A 15,533-nucleotide genomic window follows, 5' to 3' on the forward strand; every position below is an offset into this window, starting at 1 on the left:
AAATGATGCAGATATGGGCTTAGACAGGCATCATAACCGGTCCCTACACTCGACAAAGCGAACGGGGTGACCCGGTTCACAGATTGTTCCGGGCCCCACCCGGAGACTTAATGAGGAGTTCCAATGAAGCACTTCCCCACCCGCCGCGCGATCCTCGGCACTGCGTCGGCTGTCACGCTGCTGGCCCTGACGGCATGCGGCGGCAACGTTGGCGGCGGCGCCGCTGCCGGCAACTCGTCCAAGTTCCCCAGCGGTCCGGTCACGCTCACCGTCGGCCAGGCGGCCGGCGGCAGCACCGACCTCATCGCCCGCGCCCTGGCTGAAGGGGCTACCAAGACCCTCGGTTCGCCCATGCCGGTGGTCAACAAGCCCGGCGCCAACGGAGCCCTCGCCACCAAGGAAGTGGCAGGCAAGACCGCAGACGGCCAGGAGCTGGTACTGCTCACTGCATCGCTGATCACCATCACCCCGCTGGCCGTCAGCGCCGACGAAGCCGTAAACATCGATGACCTGGACATCATTGCCGGGCTGTCGCAGGACGACTACGTCCTCGTGGCCAGCCAGCAGTCAGGTTTCAAGAGCTTCAAGGATGTCACCAACGCCGGCCGCAACGTCACGTTCGGCACCACGGGCGTGGGCACCGGCAGCCAGCTGGCCCAGACCGTCCTGTTCAAGCAGGCCAACGTGAAGGGCACCGATGTTCCCTTCGACAGCGGCAAGCCCGCACTCACGGCCGTCCTGGGCAACCAGGTTGAACTGGCCACCATCCAGCTGGGCGAGGCCATGGCGCAGATCGAAGCCGGCAAGGTTTCCCCGCTGCTCGTCTTCTCCGAAGAGCGCAACAGCTTCCTGCCGGACGTGCCGTCAGCCAAGGAAGCCGGCTACGACGTCCCGGTGGCCCAGTACCGTGCGGTGGCAGCGCCCAAGGGCACCCCGCAGGAGGTCAAGGACAAGCTCCTGGCATCCTTCCAGGACACCTTCAAGACCGACGCCTACAAAGAGTTCAACAAGAAGAACCTGTTGACGCCCAAAGAGCTCAGCGGCGCGGAAGTTGTCACTGAGTGGAAGGGCTACGCCGAGAAGTACAAGGAGCTGGTGGAAAAGTACGACATCAGCCTCGGCGGGAAAAAGTAAGGACCATGGAGACAACTCCAGCAGTATCCGCCGGGCGTGACGGCAGCACCGCCGTCACGCCCGGCGGTGACGCCAGTGACGCCCCCAACGAACTGCCCGAAGCCCTGACCCCGGAGCAGCTCGCCGCGCAATGGGAAGAGGAGAAGCCTCCCGCTGCCGGGCCACTGGCCAACGCCGCGTCCTCCCTGGTGGTGCTCGGCGTCGGCATCGGCGCCCTGGTCCTCTCGGTGGCCATGGGCCTGGGAACCCTGTCCGCGCCGCAGCCCGGCCTGTGGCCCTTCATGGCCAGCTGCGTGATGGTGGCGCTCGGGCTCTTCCAGCTGATCCTGGGCCGGCACAACCGGGACGCCGAGAAATTCACCCGGATGTCGTTCGCCCCGCTGATTGGCCTGGCCACCCTCGCCACGATGGTTGCACTGATGCCGGTGATCGGCTTCGAAATCCCCGCCCTGGTCCTGTGCGTCATCTGGATGAAATTCCTCGGCGGCGAAACCTGGCGCTCAACCATCCTGGTCAGTGTCCTGGTGGTGGTTGCGTTCTACGCGATCTTCATCCTGGCCCTGGGCACCTCCATTCCCCACCTCTTCTAGGAGACCACCGTGGATTTTCTTAATCCTGTGATTAACGGTTTCTCGGTCGTCCTGGAACCGATGAACCTCCTGTACTGCCTGGTCGGCGTCGTCATCGGCATGCTGATCGGCGTACTCCCCGGCCTGGGACCGGCCGCCACCATCGCCATCCTGCTGCCTCTGACCTACGGTGTTGAGCCGGTGACGGCAATCATCATGCTCGCGGGCATCTTCTACGGGGCCCAGTACGGGGGCACCATCACGTCGGTGCTGCTGCGGCTCCCCGGCGAAGCATCATCAGTGGTCACCGTTTTTGACGGTTACCAGATGGCCCGGCAGGGCAAGGCCGGAACCGCTTTGGGCCTGGCCGCGATCGGTTCGTTCATCGGCGGCACGGCAGCCATCATCGGCCTGACCTTCCTGGCGCCCCTGGTGGCAGGCTTCGCCCTGGACTTCGGACCGCCCGAGTATTCCGCGCTGGCCATGCTGGGCATCCTGCTCGTGGCAACCATCAGCGGCGGGTCCAAAGCCAAAGCGCTGATCGCGGCGTCGGTGGGCCTCTTGCTGGCCACCGTGGGCCGGGACATCTTCACCGGCGAGAGCCGTTTCACCTTCGGCAGCATCCAGCTGGCGGACGGCATCGACTTCGTGCCGATCGCCATGGGCATCTTCGGCCTCGGCGAGATCCTCTACAACCTGGAGGAGCGGCACCGCGCCGCCAAAGCGCCGTCGAAGGTTTCCAACGTCTGGCCCTCGAAAGCAGAACTGAAGCACGCCTCCGGGGCCATCGGCCGCGGCTCCGTGCTCGGGTTCTTCCTCGGCATCCTTCCCGGCGGCGGCGCCACCATCGCCTCCATGGCCTCGTACGCCATGGAAAAGAAGCGCGCCAAGCAGCCCGAACGCTTCGGTAAGGGTGCGCCCGAGGGCGTGGCCGGCCCCGAAACAGCGAACAACGCGGCAGCAACGTCGTCGTTCATTCCGCTGCTGACCCTGGGCATCCCCGCCAACGCCACCATGGCCCTGATGTTCGGCGCGCTGCTGATCCAAGGCGTCACCCCGGGCCCGCAGCTCGTGGAGCAGGAACCGGAGCTGTTCTGGGGAGTGGTGAACTCGATGTACATCGGCAACATCCTGCTCCTGATCATGAGCCTGCCGCTGGTGGGAATCTTCGTGCGGATCCTGCGTGTCCGCGCCGCCATCCTCGCCCCGATCACCGCGCTGATCACTCTGCTGGGCGCCTACACCATCAACAACAGCATGTTCGATGTGACGCTCGTGGTGGTCTTCGGCGTGGTGGGCTACCTGATGAAGAAGTTCGGCTTCGAACCCGGCCCGCTGGTCCTGGCATTCGTCCTGGGCGAGCTGCTGGAAAGCTCCCTCCGCCGCTCGCTCCTGGTGTTCGATGGCGACCCCACCGGGTTCTTCACCCGGCCCATCTCGGCCACCCTGCTGGCGGTCTTCGTCCTGGTGGCACTGATGCCGGGCATCCGCAGCCTAATCGCCAAGCGCAAGGGCACGACGGCGGCATCCGCCCCGGCCGGAGACGGCACCAACAACGACGGTGCCAACAACATCAAGGAGAAGGTATGAGCATCATCGTCGGGTTCGTCCCCACACCTGCCGGGGAGGCTGCCCTCACCGCAGGCATCGCCGAGGCGCAACTGCGGAACCAGGAACTGTTCATCGTGAACTCGGCCCGCCAGGGTGCGCTGGTGGACAAGTCCGTCGCACCCGAGGACGTGCTGGCGGAGGCCGCTGCCCGGGCTACGGCCGCGGGCATCAAGGCAACAGTCATCCAGCCGCCGTACCAGCATGACCTCGCTGACGAATTCCTGGACGTTGCCCGGGAGGTGGATGCCTCGCTCATCGTCATCGGACTGCGGCACCGCACCCAGGTGGGCAAGTTCATCCTGGGCAGCCACGCGCAGCAGATCCTGATGCAGGCCGACCGTCCCGTGCTGGCCGTCAAGGCCGACGGCGGAAACTTCTAGCAGGAACGGGAACCGGAATGTATCAGCGCAGCCCCCTTCGCAGGATTGCCGCCAGGCGCGGGCCGGTCCGCGTCGCCGCCCCGGCCCAGGTCCCCGACTGGTCCAGGCTGGGCCGCGGCGACGACGTCGAGGTGCTGGCGGCCCGGGGAACCGCCGTGTCCGGGACGATCGACATGATCGCAGCGGACCGCAGTGTGTTCTGGATGATCCGGCGCGACGGCGGCGGACGGACCATGGTCTGCTCTGGCGACGACGTGAGCGTTGCGATGATTGGCCGGGCAAAGACCGCGCCGCCGCAGGAGCATTCTGCCGCCTAGGTGAGGCGCCCCACAGGTTGGGGAACGAAGCTGTTCTGCTCGACAAGCCGGTGGTTCCTCATGGACCACCGGCTTTTCGCATCCTGCCATCATCCGGCCTCGCCGAGCTCCTTCAGCAGGGCGTCCAGGACAGGAATCTGGCCTTTGACGAGTTTGTCCCGTGCGGCGGGTACCGGAAACCAGCGGGCGTCGTCGATCTCGGGAAAGTGCTGGATACGTCCGGACCCCTTGGGCCATTCGAGCGGAAACGTGTTGCTGACAATACTTTCGGGCCGGAAATCCTGTTCCGCCGTGAACACGGTAATGATCTTGCCGCTCGATTGCCGGAACTCACCCAGCAGCCGGTACTCGGCGGCGGGAGCGGGGACGCCCATCTCCTCGGCGAATTCCCGCAGGGCCGCTGCGAGCGGGTCCTCGGCGTCACCGTACTCACCCTTGGGAATGGACCAGGCATGGGTGTCCTTCCGGGCCCAGAACGGTCCGCCCATGTGGGCGATCCACACGTGAACGTCCGGATTTGAGCCGGGACCGTCAGCGCCCCGCCGGTACAGCAGGAGTCCTGCGCTTCGAACCGGCATCTGCCCTCCAAGGTCGAATCAAAAGTGGAAAACTGCCGCCCGGTGTTAACCCGCAGTTCACGGCACTGCTTTAGGTTATTCCTTCAGGCACTCTGCTCGAAGGGACCATCATGGCCAACATTGCTGAGGTTATGGGACGGCTGACGCTGGAAGAACTTGATGAGCTTCACCGTCTTGGCCCGCAGGGCCACCTGCCCCGCCACCTCCAGGACGCCCTGGACCGCGCGGCAGGCGGGCCCGGTTCCGGCAGGGGCTACTACGTGCCCACGGGAAACGTCAGCTCCACGGGCGGCCCCCTGCTGGTGCTGCGCAGTGACGTCTCCACATGGCTGTTCAGCGCCCACCGGGACGATCCGGACCAGCTTCCGCAACACCCCTGACCCATGCCCAGTAAGCCCGGCGGGGGTTCAGCCGATCAGCAGGCTCAGCGCCTCGGTCAGGTGCTCCACTTCGCGAACGGAGAAACCGGCCGGAACCGGGCCTGGCCCTGTGTGGCTGGCCGGGACCACCGCATGGGTGAATCCCAGCCGGTGGGCTTCCTGGATCCGCTGGTTGATGCCGGGAACCGGCCGGACCTCACCGGCCAGGCCCACCTCGCCGAAGGCGATGAGCCGGACCGGCAGAGGCTTGCGGGCCTTCGCCGAGGCCACGGCCAGGGCAACGGCCAGGTCAGTGGCCGGCTCGCTGAGCTTCACGCCGCCCACCGTTGCCACGTAGGAATCATCCTTGTGCAGCTGGGTTCCGGCACGTTGCTGCAGCACGGCCAGGAGCATGGACACCCGTGAGCTGTCCAGGCCGCTGGTGGCGCGGCGCGGCTGGGAGTTGGGGCTTTCGGCCAGCAGCGACTGCACCTCGGCAAGCAGCGGACGGCGCCCTTCCATGGTCACGGTGATGCAGGTGCCGGACACCGGCTCCTTGGTGCGGCTGACGAACAGCCCGCTGGGATCGGTGAGCCCCTCAATACCGTTCTCGTTCAGGTCGAAACAGCCGACGTCATCCGTGGGCCCGTAACGGTTCTTGACGGCCCGGAGCAGCCGCAGCCGGGAGTGCCGCTCACCCTCGAACTGGCAGACGACATCCACCAGGTGCTCCAGCAGGCGGGGCCCGGCGATGGACCCGTCCTTGGTCACGTGGCCCACCAGAAGGGTGGTCATGTTGCGGCGCTTGGCCGCGGCGATGATGGAGGCGGCCACCTCGCGGACCTGGGAGACGCCACCGGCGCTGCCGTCCACATCGGCGCTGCTGAGGGTCTGCACAGAGTCCACGATCAGGAGCCGCGGTTCAATCTTTTCCACCTGGCCCAGCGCCTGGCCAAGGTCCGTTTCCGCAGACAAGTAGAGGGATTCGGCGACGGCGTCGATCCGTTCCGCGCGCAGCTTCACCTGTGCAGCGGATTCCTCGCCGGTCACGTACAGGACATCCTGGGCCGTCCGGGCGAACTTCGCGGCCACGTCCAGCAGCAGGGTGGATTTCCCCACGCCGGGTTCGCCGGCCAGCAGGATCACAGCGCCCGGGACCAGGCCGCCGCCCAGCACCCGGTCCAGCTCGGCCACGCCCGTGGGCAGGAAAGCCGCCGTGGTGGCGTCCACCTCGGCAATCCGCCGGGCCGGCTCCACAACGGTGGTGGCCGCCGTCGTACGTGCAACAGCGGTGCCCGTTTCCTCAACGGTGCCCCACGCCTGGCACTCGCCGCAGCGCCCCACCCACTTGACGGTGGTCCAGCCGCACTCGGCGCATTTGTACGCGGGCGCCTTGGAAGCCCGGGAAGTCTTTGTTGCCATGCCTCCAACCCTACTGGCGGGCACCGACATCGGGCTTCCAGCCCCGCCCGCCTGCGGCCCGGCGGCTACAGCGTCGGCAGCACGTCCCGGGCCTCCTGGGCGTCCATGCCCGTGGCTTCGAGCAGATCCACCATCAGCGGCCGGAACAGCATCACCACTGTTTCGCCCTCCAGCCGCTGCACCTCGAGCAGCTTCGGGTGCAGCCGGAGGGCGATCTCGCTGAGGTCGTTCCGGGCCGTGCGCAGGTGGGCGCGCCGGACGCCGTCATGCGATTCCGCGAGGCCCAGCGACAGCTCCTCGATCGCGGCAGCGGTCTCCTGCAGCACTTCGGCGATGTTTTCGGTGGCTTCGTCGGAGAGCGCCGCATGGTTGATGGCGCTGGTGAGCCGCCGCGCGAACACCCGGCTGTTGCGCAATGCCAGGTCGATGAAGTCCAGGGATTCCTTGAGCCGGTCCAGCTCGTCCCGGTGCCTGCGGTAGGCGGGCGCCAGGCGGGCAACCTCATTGGAGGCCCGCAGCGAGTGCCGCATCCCGTCCACCAGCGGCTGGCAGTTCCGGCCGCGGACCAGGGCGTGCCATGCCTTGGTGGAGTCGCTGTGCGCCAATGCCTCCGCGCACTCGCGCAGCACCTCTGCCAGTTCGTGGAGCAGGTTCTGGACGTCCTTCCGGGGCTCCCGTCGGGGATCCTTCGGCATCAGGATGGTCACCAGCAGGGCGCACAATCCGCCCACCACGGCGTCAATACTGCGGGTGAACGGCCCGCCGGACGGCGCCGGCAGCAGCACCACCAGCAGCGACTGCAGGGCCAGTTGGGTGGTGAAGATATTGCCGCTGTCCAGGAAGCGGGCCAGCAGGATGGAGAAAAGGAGCACGACGGCGGCCTGCCAGATTCCGCTGCCCAGCCAGTGCAGGAGCAGGTCGCCCACCGCGATGCCGATGGTGCAGCCCAGCCCCACCTCCAGGACCCGGCGCAGCCGCGGCTCCCGCGAGAACCCCAGTGCAATCAGTGACGATGTGGCGGCGAACAGCGGCCCGGAGTGCCCCAGCACGTACTCGGCGAACGCGTAGGCGCCCACGGCGCAGACCGTCATCTGGATGGCCGGAACCAGGGAATTGCGGCTCCGGATCAGCCCGGTGCGGAAGCGGCCGTGCAGGAAGTGCCTGCTTGCTGAAAGTCCTGCTGCGGGGGCCATGGCGTCAAGTCTATTTGCTGCCCGGGCTGGTTCCGGCGCGCGCAGCTGCACTACGGCGGCGAATGTGATCTGCGCAATGGTGACCCGGCAAGTGTTAACCAAAGTCCCGCCGTCGTTAAGGTCCCGTTCACTTTGGGCAGCCCATCCCGTTACCTGCGGCCCATAACTTCGTTGAAGGTACAGAACGTACGCATCGCGCAGCAGGGTTCTCCGTCCCTGCCCGCACTGAATATCCCTGGAAGGGGTACACCTAGTGAAGGCACTCCGCTTCGGCCGCCACGCGGCTATCGCTGTTATCGCAGCCGGCGCACTCGCGCTTACCGCCTGCGGTTCAGACAACGCCACGGGCACCACGCCTGCCGGCAACCAGACTTCCTCCGGCCCCAAGGTCACGGGCACCCTCACCGGCATCGGCGCCTCCTCCACCGGCGCAGCCATGGACGCGTGGAAGGCAGGCTTCGCCTCCGCCAACCAGGGCGCCACTGTGCAGTACTCCCCGGACGGCTCCGGCGCAGGCCGCAAGGCCATCATCGACGGCTCGGCACAGTTCGCCGGCTCCGACGCGTACCTCAAGGATGAGGAGCTCGCAAGCTCCCAGACCGTCTGCGGCCCGGACGGCGCCATCAACATCCCGGTCTACATCTCGCCCATCGCCGTTGCGTTCAACATCCCCAACGTCACCGAGCTGAAGCTGGACGCCACCACGGTTGCCAAGATCTTCCGCGGCCAGATCACCAAATGGAACGATCCCGCCATCGCCGCCCTGAACGAGGGCGTCAGCCTGCCGGACCTGAAGGTCACCCCGGTGAACCGCTCTGACGATTCCGGCACCACCACCAACTTCACCGACTACCTGGCCTCCGCTGCCCCCGAGGTCTGGACGGACAAGTCCTCCGGAGTCTGGCCCGCCAGCCTCCAGGGCGAGAACGCCAAGGGCACCTCCGGTGTGGTCAAGACCGTCACCGACACCCCCGGCGCCGTGACCTACGCTGACGACTCCGCCGTGGGTGGCAAGCTCGGCACCGCCTCCATCAAGGTGGGCGAGGAGTTCGTCAAGATCTCCGCCGACGCCGCCGCCAAGGCTGTTGAAGCCGGCAAGCCCGTTGACGGCCGCTCCGCCAATGACGTGTCCATCAAGCTGGACCGCAAGACCACCGCTGCCGGCGCCTACCCGGTGGTGCTGGTTTCCTACCACGTGGTCTGCAGCGCCTACGACAAGCAGGAGACCGTTGACCTGGTCAAGGCCTTCGAGAACTACGTAGTCTCCGACGCAGGCCAGCAGGCCGCCGCCGACTCCGCGAAGTCCGCCCCGCTGTCCTCCTCCCTCGCGGAGAAGGCCCAGAAGGCCATTGACTCCATCAAGGTCAAGTCCTAGCAGCCGCACCAAAACCGGGTTCCCCGCCTGCCGAGAGGCAGGCGGGGAACTTCGGTTTGGACGCAGCAATCTTTTTCGTGCCAGTTAACGATCGAAGGGCCGTCGAATGACCGCCACCTCCCTGACCAGCACCCAGGGCGCCGGCCGCACCGGGGACAAAATCTTCTCGGGCGCCGCGCTCGCCGCCGGCTGCCTCATCCTTGCCGTCCTGTTCGGCGTCGCGCTCTTCCTGGTGGTCCAGGCCATCCCGGCGCTCACTGCACCCGCCGCCGAAATCCAGGGCGGGGCAGGCTTCTTCGCCTACATCTGGCCCATCGTGATCGGCACGCTGATCGCCGCCGTCATCGCCCTGGTGATCGCCACGCCCATCGCCATCGGCGTTGCACTGTTCATCTCGCACTTCGCCCCCCGCGGCCTGGCCGCCGGCCTGGGATACGTGGTTGACCTGCTGGCCGCCATCCCGTCGGTGGTTTACGGTGCCTGGGGCGCAACATTCCTGGCCCGGGAGATCTCCCCGGCCTACAACTGGCTGGCGGACAACATGGGCTGGCTGCCCATCTTCCAGGGACCCGCCTCGGCCACCGGCAAGACCATCCTGACGGCGGGCATCGTCCTGTCCGTGATGGTGCTGCCCATCATCACCTCGCTGTCCCGCGAGATCTTCCTGCAGACCCCCAAACTGCACGAGGAAGCCGCGCTGGCCCTCGGCGCCACCCGCTGGGAAATGATCAAGATGTCCGTCCTGCCCTTCGCCCGGCCCGGCATCATCAGCGCCGTCATGCTCGGCCTTGGGCGTGCGCTCGGTGAAACCATGGCCGTGGCCCTGGTGCTGTCCTCCGGCGCGCTGACCGCCAGCCTGATCCAGTCCGGCAACCAGACCATCGCCGCTGAGATCGCCCTGAACTTCCCGGAGGCCAGCGGCCTGAAGGTGAGCACGCTGATTGCCGCAGGCCTGGTCCTGTTCGTCATCACCCTGGCCGTCAACATGATTGCGCGCTGGATCATCACCCGGCACAAAGAATTCTCGGGAGCCAACTAAATGACCTCCACGCTTACCCCGGTGCGCAGCAAGCGCTCAGCACTGACCAAGGGCCAGCTGCCCAAGTACGCCCCTTACATCGTCCTGGCCGCCGCCCTGGTCGTGGGCGCCGCCATCCTGGCGCTCATTGGCTTCAACGCCTTCGGGTGGGGCCTCGTCTCGGCGCTGCTGTTCGCCGTCGGGCTCGTGTCCTGGAGCGCCGCCGTGGAAGGGTCCCGCAAGGCCAAGGACCGGCTGGCCACCTGCCTGGTGGTGGGTTCCTTCCTCGTGGCGCTGCTCCCGCTCGTCTCCGTGATCTGGACCGTGCTGGTCAACGGCGTGCCCGGGCTCCTGAACCCCGGCTTCCTGAGCAGCTCCATGAACGGCGTCACCGGCGTCTACGACAACAAGGCCGTTGAAGAGGGCGCCCCCGTCCTCGGTGGCATCTACCACGCGCTCCTGGGCACCGTGCAGATCACCCTCCTGGCCACCGTCATTTCCGTGCCCGTGGGCCTGCTGACCGCCATCTACCTGGTGGAGTACGGCAACGACGGCCGCCTGGCCCGGGCCATCACCTTCTTCGTGGACGTCATGACCGGCATCCCGTCCATCGTGGCCGGCCTCTTCGCAGCGGCCTTCTTCTTCGCCGTGGTTGGCCCGGGAACCAAGACCGGCGCGGTGGCCGCCGTCGCGCTGTCCGTCCTCATGATTCCCGTGGTGGTCCGCTCCAGCGAGGAAATGCTGAAGATCGTCCCCAACGAACTTCGCGAGGCCGCTTACGCCCTGGGCGTGCGGAAATGGCGGACCATCCTCAAGGTGGTCATCCCGACGGCGATCTCCGGCATTGCGTCCGGCGTCACCCTGGCCATCGCCCGGGTGATCGGCGAGACAGCTCCCATCCTGGTCACCGCAGGGTTTGCCACCAGCATCAACGGCAACGTCTTTGGCGGCTGGATGGCCTCTCTTCCCACCTTTATCTACACCCAGATCCTCAACCCCACCTCGCCCGCCAACCCGGACCCGTCGTCCGAGCGGGCCTGGGGTGCGGCGCTGGTACTGATCATCCTGGTGATGATCCTCAACCTCGCCGCACGGCTGATCGCCAGGATCTTCGCCCCCAAGACGGGCCGCTGAGCCCGCAGCCCCTTCCGGCCCCTCGGGCCGGATGCCAGACTTAATTCATCCCCAGTCAGTGAAGGAACACCATGTCTAAGCGCATCGACGTCAAGGACCTGAACGTTTACTACGGCGACTTCCTCGCCGTGGAGGACGTCAGCATCAACATCGAGGCCAAGTCCGTCACCGCGTTCATCGGCCCGTCCGGTTGCGGCAAGTCCACGTTCCTGCGGACCCTGAACCGCATGCACGAGGTCATCCCCGGCGCCCGCGTGGAGGGCGAGGTCCTCCTCGACGGAGACAACCTGTACGGCAACGGAGTGGACCCCGTGACGGTCCGTTCACAGATCGGCATGGTGTTCCAGCGTCCCAACCCGTTCCCCACCATGTCCATCCGGGACAACGTGCTGGCCGGCGTGAAGCTGAACAACAAGAAGATCTCCAAAGGTGAGGCCGACGTCCTGGTGGAACGCTCGCTGAAGGGCGCCAACCTGTGGAACGAGGTCAAGGACCGCCTGGACAAGCCCGGCTCCGGCCTCTCCGGCGGCCAGCAGCAGCGCCTCTGCATCGCCCGTGCCATCGCCGTGGAGCCGCAGGTGATCCTGATGGACGAGCCCTGCTCCGCCCTGGACCCCATCTCCACGCTGGCAATTGAGGACCTCATCAATGAGCTCAAGGACCAGTACACGGTGGTGATCGTGACCCACAACATGCAGCAGGCCGCGCGCGTCTCTGACAAGACCGCGTTCTTCAACATCGCCGGTACCGGCAAGCCCGGCAAGCTGATCGAGTTTGGCGACACCCACACCATCTTCAGCAACCCCGTGGAGAAGGCCACCGAGGATTACGTCTCCGGCCGCTTCGGGTAAAACCGGCAGCTCCGGATAAAGGGGAGCGCAGGCACTGCGTCCCGAGGCTGGCTTACTCCGGGACTTCCAGCTGGAATCCACACCGGCACCGCAGGACCCTGGTGGGAAGGCAGACGGCGTTGTGCCCTCCTCCCGCACTGCGGTTCCGGTAGCCCAGCCGCTCGATTTCGAACCCGGCTTCCTCCATGGGGTAGCCGCAGTGGACGTAGTCATCGCCGAACATGATCACCTGCGTCATGGAGCGCACCTGGTGGAGGGCGGCGGCCACGTCCGTGGCGTAGGCCAGATGCTCCTGGAACTGCCTGCAGTCATCGCAGGTGTAGGACACCGTCACCAGGTCCCCACCACCGGGATCCAGGGCCGTGATCGCGTGGATGGTCACGTGGTTTTCCGTGCCGCAGGTTGCGCAGCCTAGCTGCCGTGGCTGGGGCAGCGGGCGCCGGGGATTCGAAGTAGACATGATGCCTGCTCTTTTCCGCGATGTGCATTCATGCCGCCGGTTTGCAGCAGCGGCGCCAATCCGGCGGTTGCACGCGGCGCCGGACGCATCCCCGGCACCCAGCCCTGGGGGACATCTTTCGAATGTACGTCACCGGCGCGAGGACTGTACAGGAAAACCGGGCGCTCAGGCTGCCGCGGACAGGGCCAGCGCCAGCACGAAGGCGAGTGCCGCCGTCGCCAGCGGGGTGAGGATCCAGAGCCCCACGATGCGGATCACCAGCTTCCGGTTGGTGACGGAGAAATGCTGGTTCTCGCCGGCTCCCAGGACCGCCGCGGTGACGGTGTGGGTGGTGGACAGGGGCCAGTGCAGTGCCAGCGCCCCCACGAACAGCATGAGGGCGCTGTAGATCTGGGCCACCGAACCGCGCAGCGGATCCACCCGGGTGAGCTTGTAGCCGATGGTGTGGGATATCCGCCATCCACCAAGCAGGGTCCCGGCAGTCATCATCACCGCGGACAGCAGGACAACCCACACGGGGATGCTCCCGCCGTCGGAATATCCTGCCGCGAGCAGGGCGAGCAGCAGCACTGCGCTGACGCGCTGGCCGTCCTGCAGGCCGTGGCCGAACGCCACAGCACCGGCGGCGATGGCCTGGCTGCGGCGGAAGCGCTGGTTCACCACGCTCGGCTGCGTATGGCGGGCCGCCCACGTGGCCGGATAAACCAGCAGGAACGCGCCGCTGTACGCCACCAGGGGGGAGAGCAGCAGTGGCAGGACCACCTGCAGGAGCAGCGACTGGTCTGCGCCGCCCACCCCGGTCCCGCCGACGGCGAGGCTGGCCAGGCCGGCCCCCGCAAGGCCGCCCACCAGGGTGTGCGTGGAGGGGACGGGGATGCCCCGCCACCACATCAGCAGGCCCCAGGCACAGGCGCTGAGAAGGCCGGAAACCAGGATGGTCAGGCCGTCGGTGCCGGACGGCAGGCTGATCCAGGTCTGGCTGACGGCAACGGCCAGGGTGGCGCTCAGGAGCGCGCCCACAAAGTTGAAGAAGGCGGCCAGCAGGACCGCCACGCTGGGCGTGAGTGCCCGGTTGCGGACGGGCAGGGCCGTGGAAAGGGAAACGTCCCGGAAGCCGTTAAGGAAGGCAAACGCGGCGGTGAGGAGCACCACCGCGCCGAAAAAGACTGCCGTCACCTCACGATTCCTTGACGATGATGCTGCCCACCTGCGTGGCGATGCGCCGCATGTCCTTCGTGACCTCCACCAGTTGGTTGGCCACGTCCCGGTTGCGGGAGTATTGGGCCCACTTCATGTCCGAGATCATGTCCGCCACCCACACCCGGTGCGTGCGCTCGGCCCGTTTGGTAAGGCGGAGGATCTCGATCCAGTAGTCCTCGAGGTCGTCCAGGTTGTTCAGCCGGCGCATGGCATCCACGGTCAGTTCAGCCTGCCTGCTGATGATCTCCAGCTGGTCCGCGGCGCGCTTGGGGAGCCGCTCCAGCTTGTACAGCGCAACCAGTTCGGCCGCGGCGTCCATCTTTTCCATGGCTTCGTTGAGGTAGCGGGACAGGGTGTACATGTCCTCGCGGGGGAGCGGGTTCACGAAGCTGGTCCGCATGTGGGTCAGCAGGGCATAGTGCAGCTCGGAGGATTTTGCATCGTGGTTGTGCATGTCCTCCACGAGCTTGGCGTGGTCCGCGGCCGAGACTCCCAGGATTTCCGCCAGGGTGCCGCTGGCCAGGACAATCTGCTGCGCCATCTGGGAGAGGAGTTTCAGCCCGGCGGGCTCCTGGGGAAATAGACGCAACTGCTTCACGTGGCTTACCGGTTTCCGGGAAAAGTTCAAGGCGGGGGATTGCCGCCGTGTGACTTGACCCGGGCGCGCAACTGACGCTAACTCTACCGGCCCGTCACTGCGGGCCTGAAATGGGCGGACGGTCAAAAGGGCAGAAAAATGGTGCCGAACCGGATACGCCTCTCGGCGGTAGGCCGCTCTAGGCGGCTGAGTGTTGAAGCCCGGGGGTTTCGCGGTTCGGCACCGATTTCAGTCTTCTACGATGCTTCGCCCAAGTCAATCTTGACAGTTGGCGGTGCTTGGGCAGGGGGATTCAGTCGAGCTCACCGAGGCGCCACGCGTTGGCGGCGTGCTCCAGGTCTTCGGCGGTCTTCACCAGCTGGTGCGAGTTGCGGGTCAGCCGGCTGGCATGGGCCTCGTTGGCGTGCTCGGCGCCGTCGGCGAGCGTTACCTGGCCGAGCGCCACCACGCGGCAGAAAGCAGCGGAACGTTCCAGCGCGACGTCGAACTCGCCGTCGAACGCGCCGGAAAGGACGGCGTCCGCCATGGTCCGCATCTCATCCGCACCCGGCGGTTCTGCCACGCCGGCAACCACGTTGGACACCTGCGCGGTGTCCTTGCCTGCCCGGAAATAGACGGAGATGCGCTCGGGGTCCTGGACGGTGGCGGCACGCAGGGCGTAGAGCCGCCACAGTGCGCCGGGCAGGGAGCGGGCGGGGCTTTCGGCCCACATCTCCGCAATGGCTTCCAGGCCCTGTTCGTCCGCGAGCCGCACCAGGCGCTCGGTGATGACGGGGTCGTCGCTGTCGCGGCCATGCCGGACCAGCGCCTGCGCAGCGAGGTGCGCGGCCTCGGATACCCGGGCGGGATCGGCGCCGCCGGCAAAGGGCTCGAAGTCGATGGGGGCGAACGGCTTGGGCTTGTGGTGCCGGTTCGCGCCGCCGTATGGCTTGGATCCTGCTTGCTCGCTCATGCCCCCACGCTACTCCTGTGCAGTGCCTGAATCGAGCATGCCAAGCGGGCACAGGACCGGGCAGGAAAGCGGGTGCCGGATCAGCCGTGGAACGCCCGACGCCGGCATGCGGACTGCGTGCGGAGGCGCCGGAACCATGGGTTAGAGTATTAACGTCCAGAAATGGATGGGCCGGGATGGCGAACGTGGCAGACTGCAGCGTTGACCAGCCGGCTGGGGCCTTTAGCTCAGTTGGTAGAGCATCGGACTTTTAATCCGTGGGTCGAGGGTTCGAGCCCCTCAGGGCCCACCCATTCAGCGGGCCGGAAGCGTAGAGCTTCCGGCCCGTTTTTTGTTTGCCCGTTGTGGCGCCGGTCCTGGGCTTGTTCGCTGGCCAGAACCT

At 66.6% G+C, this 15,533-nt stretch carries 17 protein-coding genes and 1 tRNA gene; 11 read left to right on the forward strand and 7 right to left on the reverse strand.

What is annotated here, in order from left to right:
- Positions 1–123 precede the first annotated feature (123 nt).
- The 5 genes from BLT71_RS03060 to BLT71_RS03080 are packed head-to-tail and all read left to right on the forward strand — an operon-like array spanning position 124 to position 4,011.
- Positions 124–1,134, forward strand: a complete 1,011-nt coding sequence (locus tag BLT71_RS03060) for a tripartite tricarboxylate transporter substrate binding protein (RefSeq protein WP_091717477.1) — start codon at positions 124–126, stop codon at positions 1,132–1,134.
- Between the two features lie 5 nt (positions 1,135–1,139).
- On the forward strand, positions 1,140–1,724 hold the full coding sequence (locus tag BLT71_RS03065; RefSeq protein ID WP_091717479.1) for a tripartite tricarboxylate transporter TctB family protein: 585 nt from the start codon (positions 1,140–1,142) through the stop codon (positions 1,722–1,724).
- A gap of 9 nt (positions 1,725–1,733) precedes the next feature.
- The gene (locus BLT71_RS03070; protein ID WP_091717481.1) at positions 1,734–3,293 is read left to right on the forward strand and encodes a tripartite tricarboxylate transporter permease; all 1,560 of its coding nucleotides are present in this window, start codon (positions 1,734–1,736) and stop codon (positions 3,291–3,293) included.
- A complete protein-coding gene (locus tag BLT71_RS03075; RefSeq protein ID WP_015935582.1) occupies positions 3,290–3,694 on the forward strand; it encodes a universal stress protein in 405 nt (134 codons plus the stop codon). Before BLT71_RS03070 ends, BLT71_RS03075 begins: the two co-directional genes overlap by 4 nt.
- Before the next feature lie 17 nt (positions 3,695–3,711).
- Positions 3,712–4,011: a hypothetical protein gene (locus BLT71_RS03080; RefSeq protein ID WP_091717483.1), complete on the forward strand. Its 300-nt coding sequence runs from the start codon at positions 3,712–3,714 to the stop codon at positions 4,009–4,011.
- A gap of 89 nt (positions 4,012–4,100) precedes the next feature.
- Here the strand turns inward: BLT71_RS03080 and BLT71_RS03085 are convergent, their stop codons facing one another.
- A complete protein-coding gene (locus tag BLT71_RS03085; RefSeq protein ID WP_091717485.1) occupies positions 4,101–4,589 on the reverse strand; it encodes an NUDIX domain-containing protein in 489 nt (162 codons plus the stop codon).
- Positions 4,590–4,699: 110 nt separating this feature from the next.
- On the opposite strand from BLT71_RS03085, the gene BLT71_RS03090 reads away from it, so the two are divergent.
- Entirely contained in the window at positions 4,700–4,969 is a 270-nt protein-coding gene (locus BLT71_RS03090) for a hypothetical protein (RefSeq protein ID WP_091717487.1), read from the forward strand.
- A 27-nt stretch (positions 4,970–4,996) separates the two neighbouring features.
- Here the strand turns inward: BLT71_RS03090 and radA are convergent, their stop codons facing one another.
- Together radA and BLT71_RS03100 are read right to left on the reverse strand one after the other, a co-directional pair.
- A complete protein-coding gene (gene radA, locus BLT71_RS03095; protein WP_091717488.1) occupies positions 4,997–6,370 on the reverse strand; it encodes a DNA repair protein RadA in 1,374 nt (457 codons plus the stop codon).
- 65 nt (positions 6,371–6,435) lie between these two features.
- Positions 6,436–7,563: an FUSC family protein gene (locus BLT71_RS03100; RefSeq protein WP_091717490.1), complete on the reverse strand. Its 1,128-nt coding sequence runs from the start codon at positions 7,561–7,563 to the stop codon at positions 6,436–6,438.
- A 253-nt stretch (positions 7,564–7,816) separates the two neighbouring features.
- Between BLT71_RS03100 and pstS the strand changes: the two genes are divergently transcribed.
- From pstS to pstB, 4 genes are all read left to right on the forward strand, one after another.
- Positions 7,817–8,938, forward strand: a complete 1,122-nt coding sequence (gene pstS, locus BLT71_RS03105; protein WP_091717492.1) for a phosphate ABC transporter substrate-binding protein PstS — start codon at positions 7,817–7,819, stop codon at positions 8,936–8,938.
- Between the two features lie 106 nt (positions 8,939–9,044).
- Positions 9,045–9,977 (forward strand): phosphate ABC transporter permease subunit PstC, encoded by a 933-nt coding sequence (gene pstC, locus BLT71_RS03110; protein ID WP_056082832.1) that lies wholly within the window; start codon positions 9,045–9,047, stop codon positions 9,975–9,977.
- Entirely contained in the window at positions 9,978–11,090 is a 1,113-nt protein-coding gene (gene pstA, locus BLT71_RS03115; RefSeq protein WP_091717494.1) for a phosphate ABC transporter permease PstA, read from the forward strand. It abuts the gene before it with no gap.
- A 71-nt stretch (positions 11,091–11,161) separates the two neighbouring features.
- A complete protein-coding gene (gene pstB / locus BLT71_RS03120) occupies positions 11,162–11,941 on the forward strand; it encodes a phosphate ABC transporter ATP-binding protein PstB (RefSeq protein ID WP_015935591.1) in 780 nt (259 codons plus the stop codon).
- Between the two features lie 52 nt (positions 11,942–11,993).
- On the opposite strand, the gene BLT71_RS03125 is transcribed toward pstB, so the two are convergent.
- The 4 genes from BLT71_RS03125 to BLT71_RS03140 form a co-directional block, all read right to left on the reverse strand.
- A complete protein-coding gene (locus BLT71_RS03125) occupies positions 11,994–12,323 on the reverse strand; it encodes a hypothetical protein (RefSeq protein ID WP_231994428.1) in 330 nt (109 codons plus the stop codon).
- 243 nt (positions 12,324–12,566) lie between these two features.
- Positions 12,567–13,577: an inorganic phosphate transporter gene (locus BLT71_RS03130; RefSeq protein WP_091717499.1), complete on the reverse strand. Its 1,011-nt coding sequence runs from the start codon at positions 13,575–13,577 to the stop codon at positions 12,567–12,569.
- 1 nt (position 13,578) lies between these two features.
- Positions 13,579–14,142 (reverse strand): DUF47 domain-containing protein, encoded by a 564-nt coding sequence (locus BLT71_RS03135; protein WP_045731943.1) that lies wholly within the window; start codon positions 14,140–14,142, stop codon positions 13,579–13,581.
- Between the two features lie 349 nt (positions 14,143–14,491).
- Complete coding sequence (locus BLT71_RS03140; protein ID WP_056082820.1) at positions 14,492–15,151, reverse strand: hypothetical protein; 660 nt, start codon at positions 15,149–15,151, stop codon at positions 14,492–14,494.
- Between the two features lie 216 nt (positions 15,152–15,367).
- Here BLT71_RS03140 and BLT71_RS03145 point away from each other — a divergent pair.
- Positions 15,368–15,440, forward strand: a tRNA-Lys gene (locus tag BLT71_RS03145).
- Positions 15,441–15,533 lie beyond the last annotated feature (93 nt).

Origin of the sequence: Pseudarthrobacter equi (assembly GCF_900105535.1) — a bacterium.
Classification (GTDB): domain Bacteria; phylum Actinomycetota; class Actinomycetes; order Actinomycetales; family Micrococcaceae; genus Arthrobacter; species Arthrobacter equi.

Excerpts from the sequence above, each read along its gene's own strand:
- BLT71_RS03100 (WP_091717490.1), bottom strand. The coding sequence starts at position 7,563 with ATGGCCCCCGCAGCAGGACTTTCAGCAAGCAGGCACTTCCTGCACGGC.
- radA (WP_091717488.1), bottom strand. The coding sequence starts at position 6,370 with ATGGCAACAAAGACTTCCCGGGCTTCCAAGGCGCCCGCGTACAAATGC.
- BLT71_RS03090 (WP_091717487.1), top strand. The coding sequence starts at position 4,700 with ATGGCCAACATTGCTGAGGTTATGGGACGGCTGACGCTGGAAGAACTT.
- BLT71_RS03080 (WP_091717483.1), top strand. The coding sequence starts at position 3,712 with ATGTATCAGCGCAGCCCCCTTCGCAGGATTGCCGCCAGGCGCGGGCCG.
- BLT71_RS03135 (WP_045731943.1), bottom strand. The coding sequence starts at position 14,142 with ATGGCGCAGCAGATTGTCCTGGCCAGCGGCACCCTGGCGGAAATCCTG.
- BLT71_RS03065 (WP_091717479.1), top strand. The coding sequence starts at position 1,140 with ATGGAGACAACTCCAGCAGTATCCGCCGGGCGTGACGGCAGCACCGCC.
- BLT71_RS03075 (WP_015935582.1), top strand. The coding sequence starts at position 3,290 with ATGAGCATCATCGTCGGGTTCGTCCCCACACCTGCCGGGGAGGCTGCC.
- BLT71_RS03060 (WP_091717477.1), top strand. The coding sequence starts at position 124 with ATGAAGCACTTCCCCACCCGCCGCGCGATCCTCGGCACTGCGTCGGCT.
- BLT71_RS03140 (WP_056082820.1), bottom strand. The coding sequence starts at position 15,151 with ATGAGCGAGCAAGCAGGATCCAAGCCATACGGCGGCGCGAACCGGCAC.
- pstB (WP_015935591.1), top strand. The coding sequence starts at position 11,162 with ATGTCTAAGCGCATCGACGTCAAGGACCTGAACGTTTACTACGGCGAC.
- pstA (WP_091717494.1), top strand. The coding sequence starts at position 9,978 with ATGACCTCCACGCTTACCCCGGTGCGCAGCAAGCGCTCAGCACTGACC.
- pstC (WP_056082832.1), top strand. The coding sequence starts at position 9,045 with ATGACCGCCACCTCCCTGACCAGCACCCAGGGCGCCGGCCGCACCGGG.
- BLT71_RS03085 (WP_091717485.1), bottom strand. The coding sequence starts at position 4,589 with ATGCCGGTTCGAAGCGCAGGACTCCTGCTGTACCGGCGGGGCGCTGAC.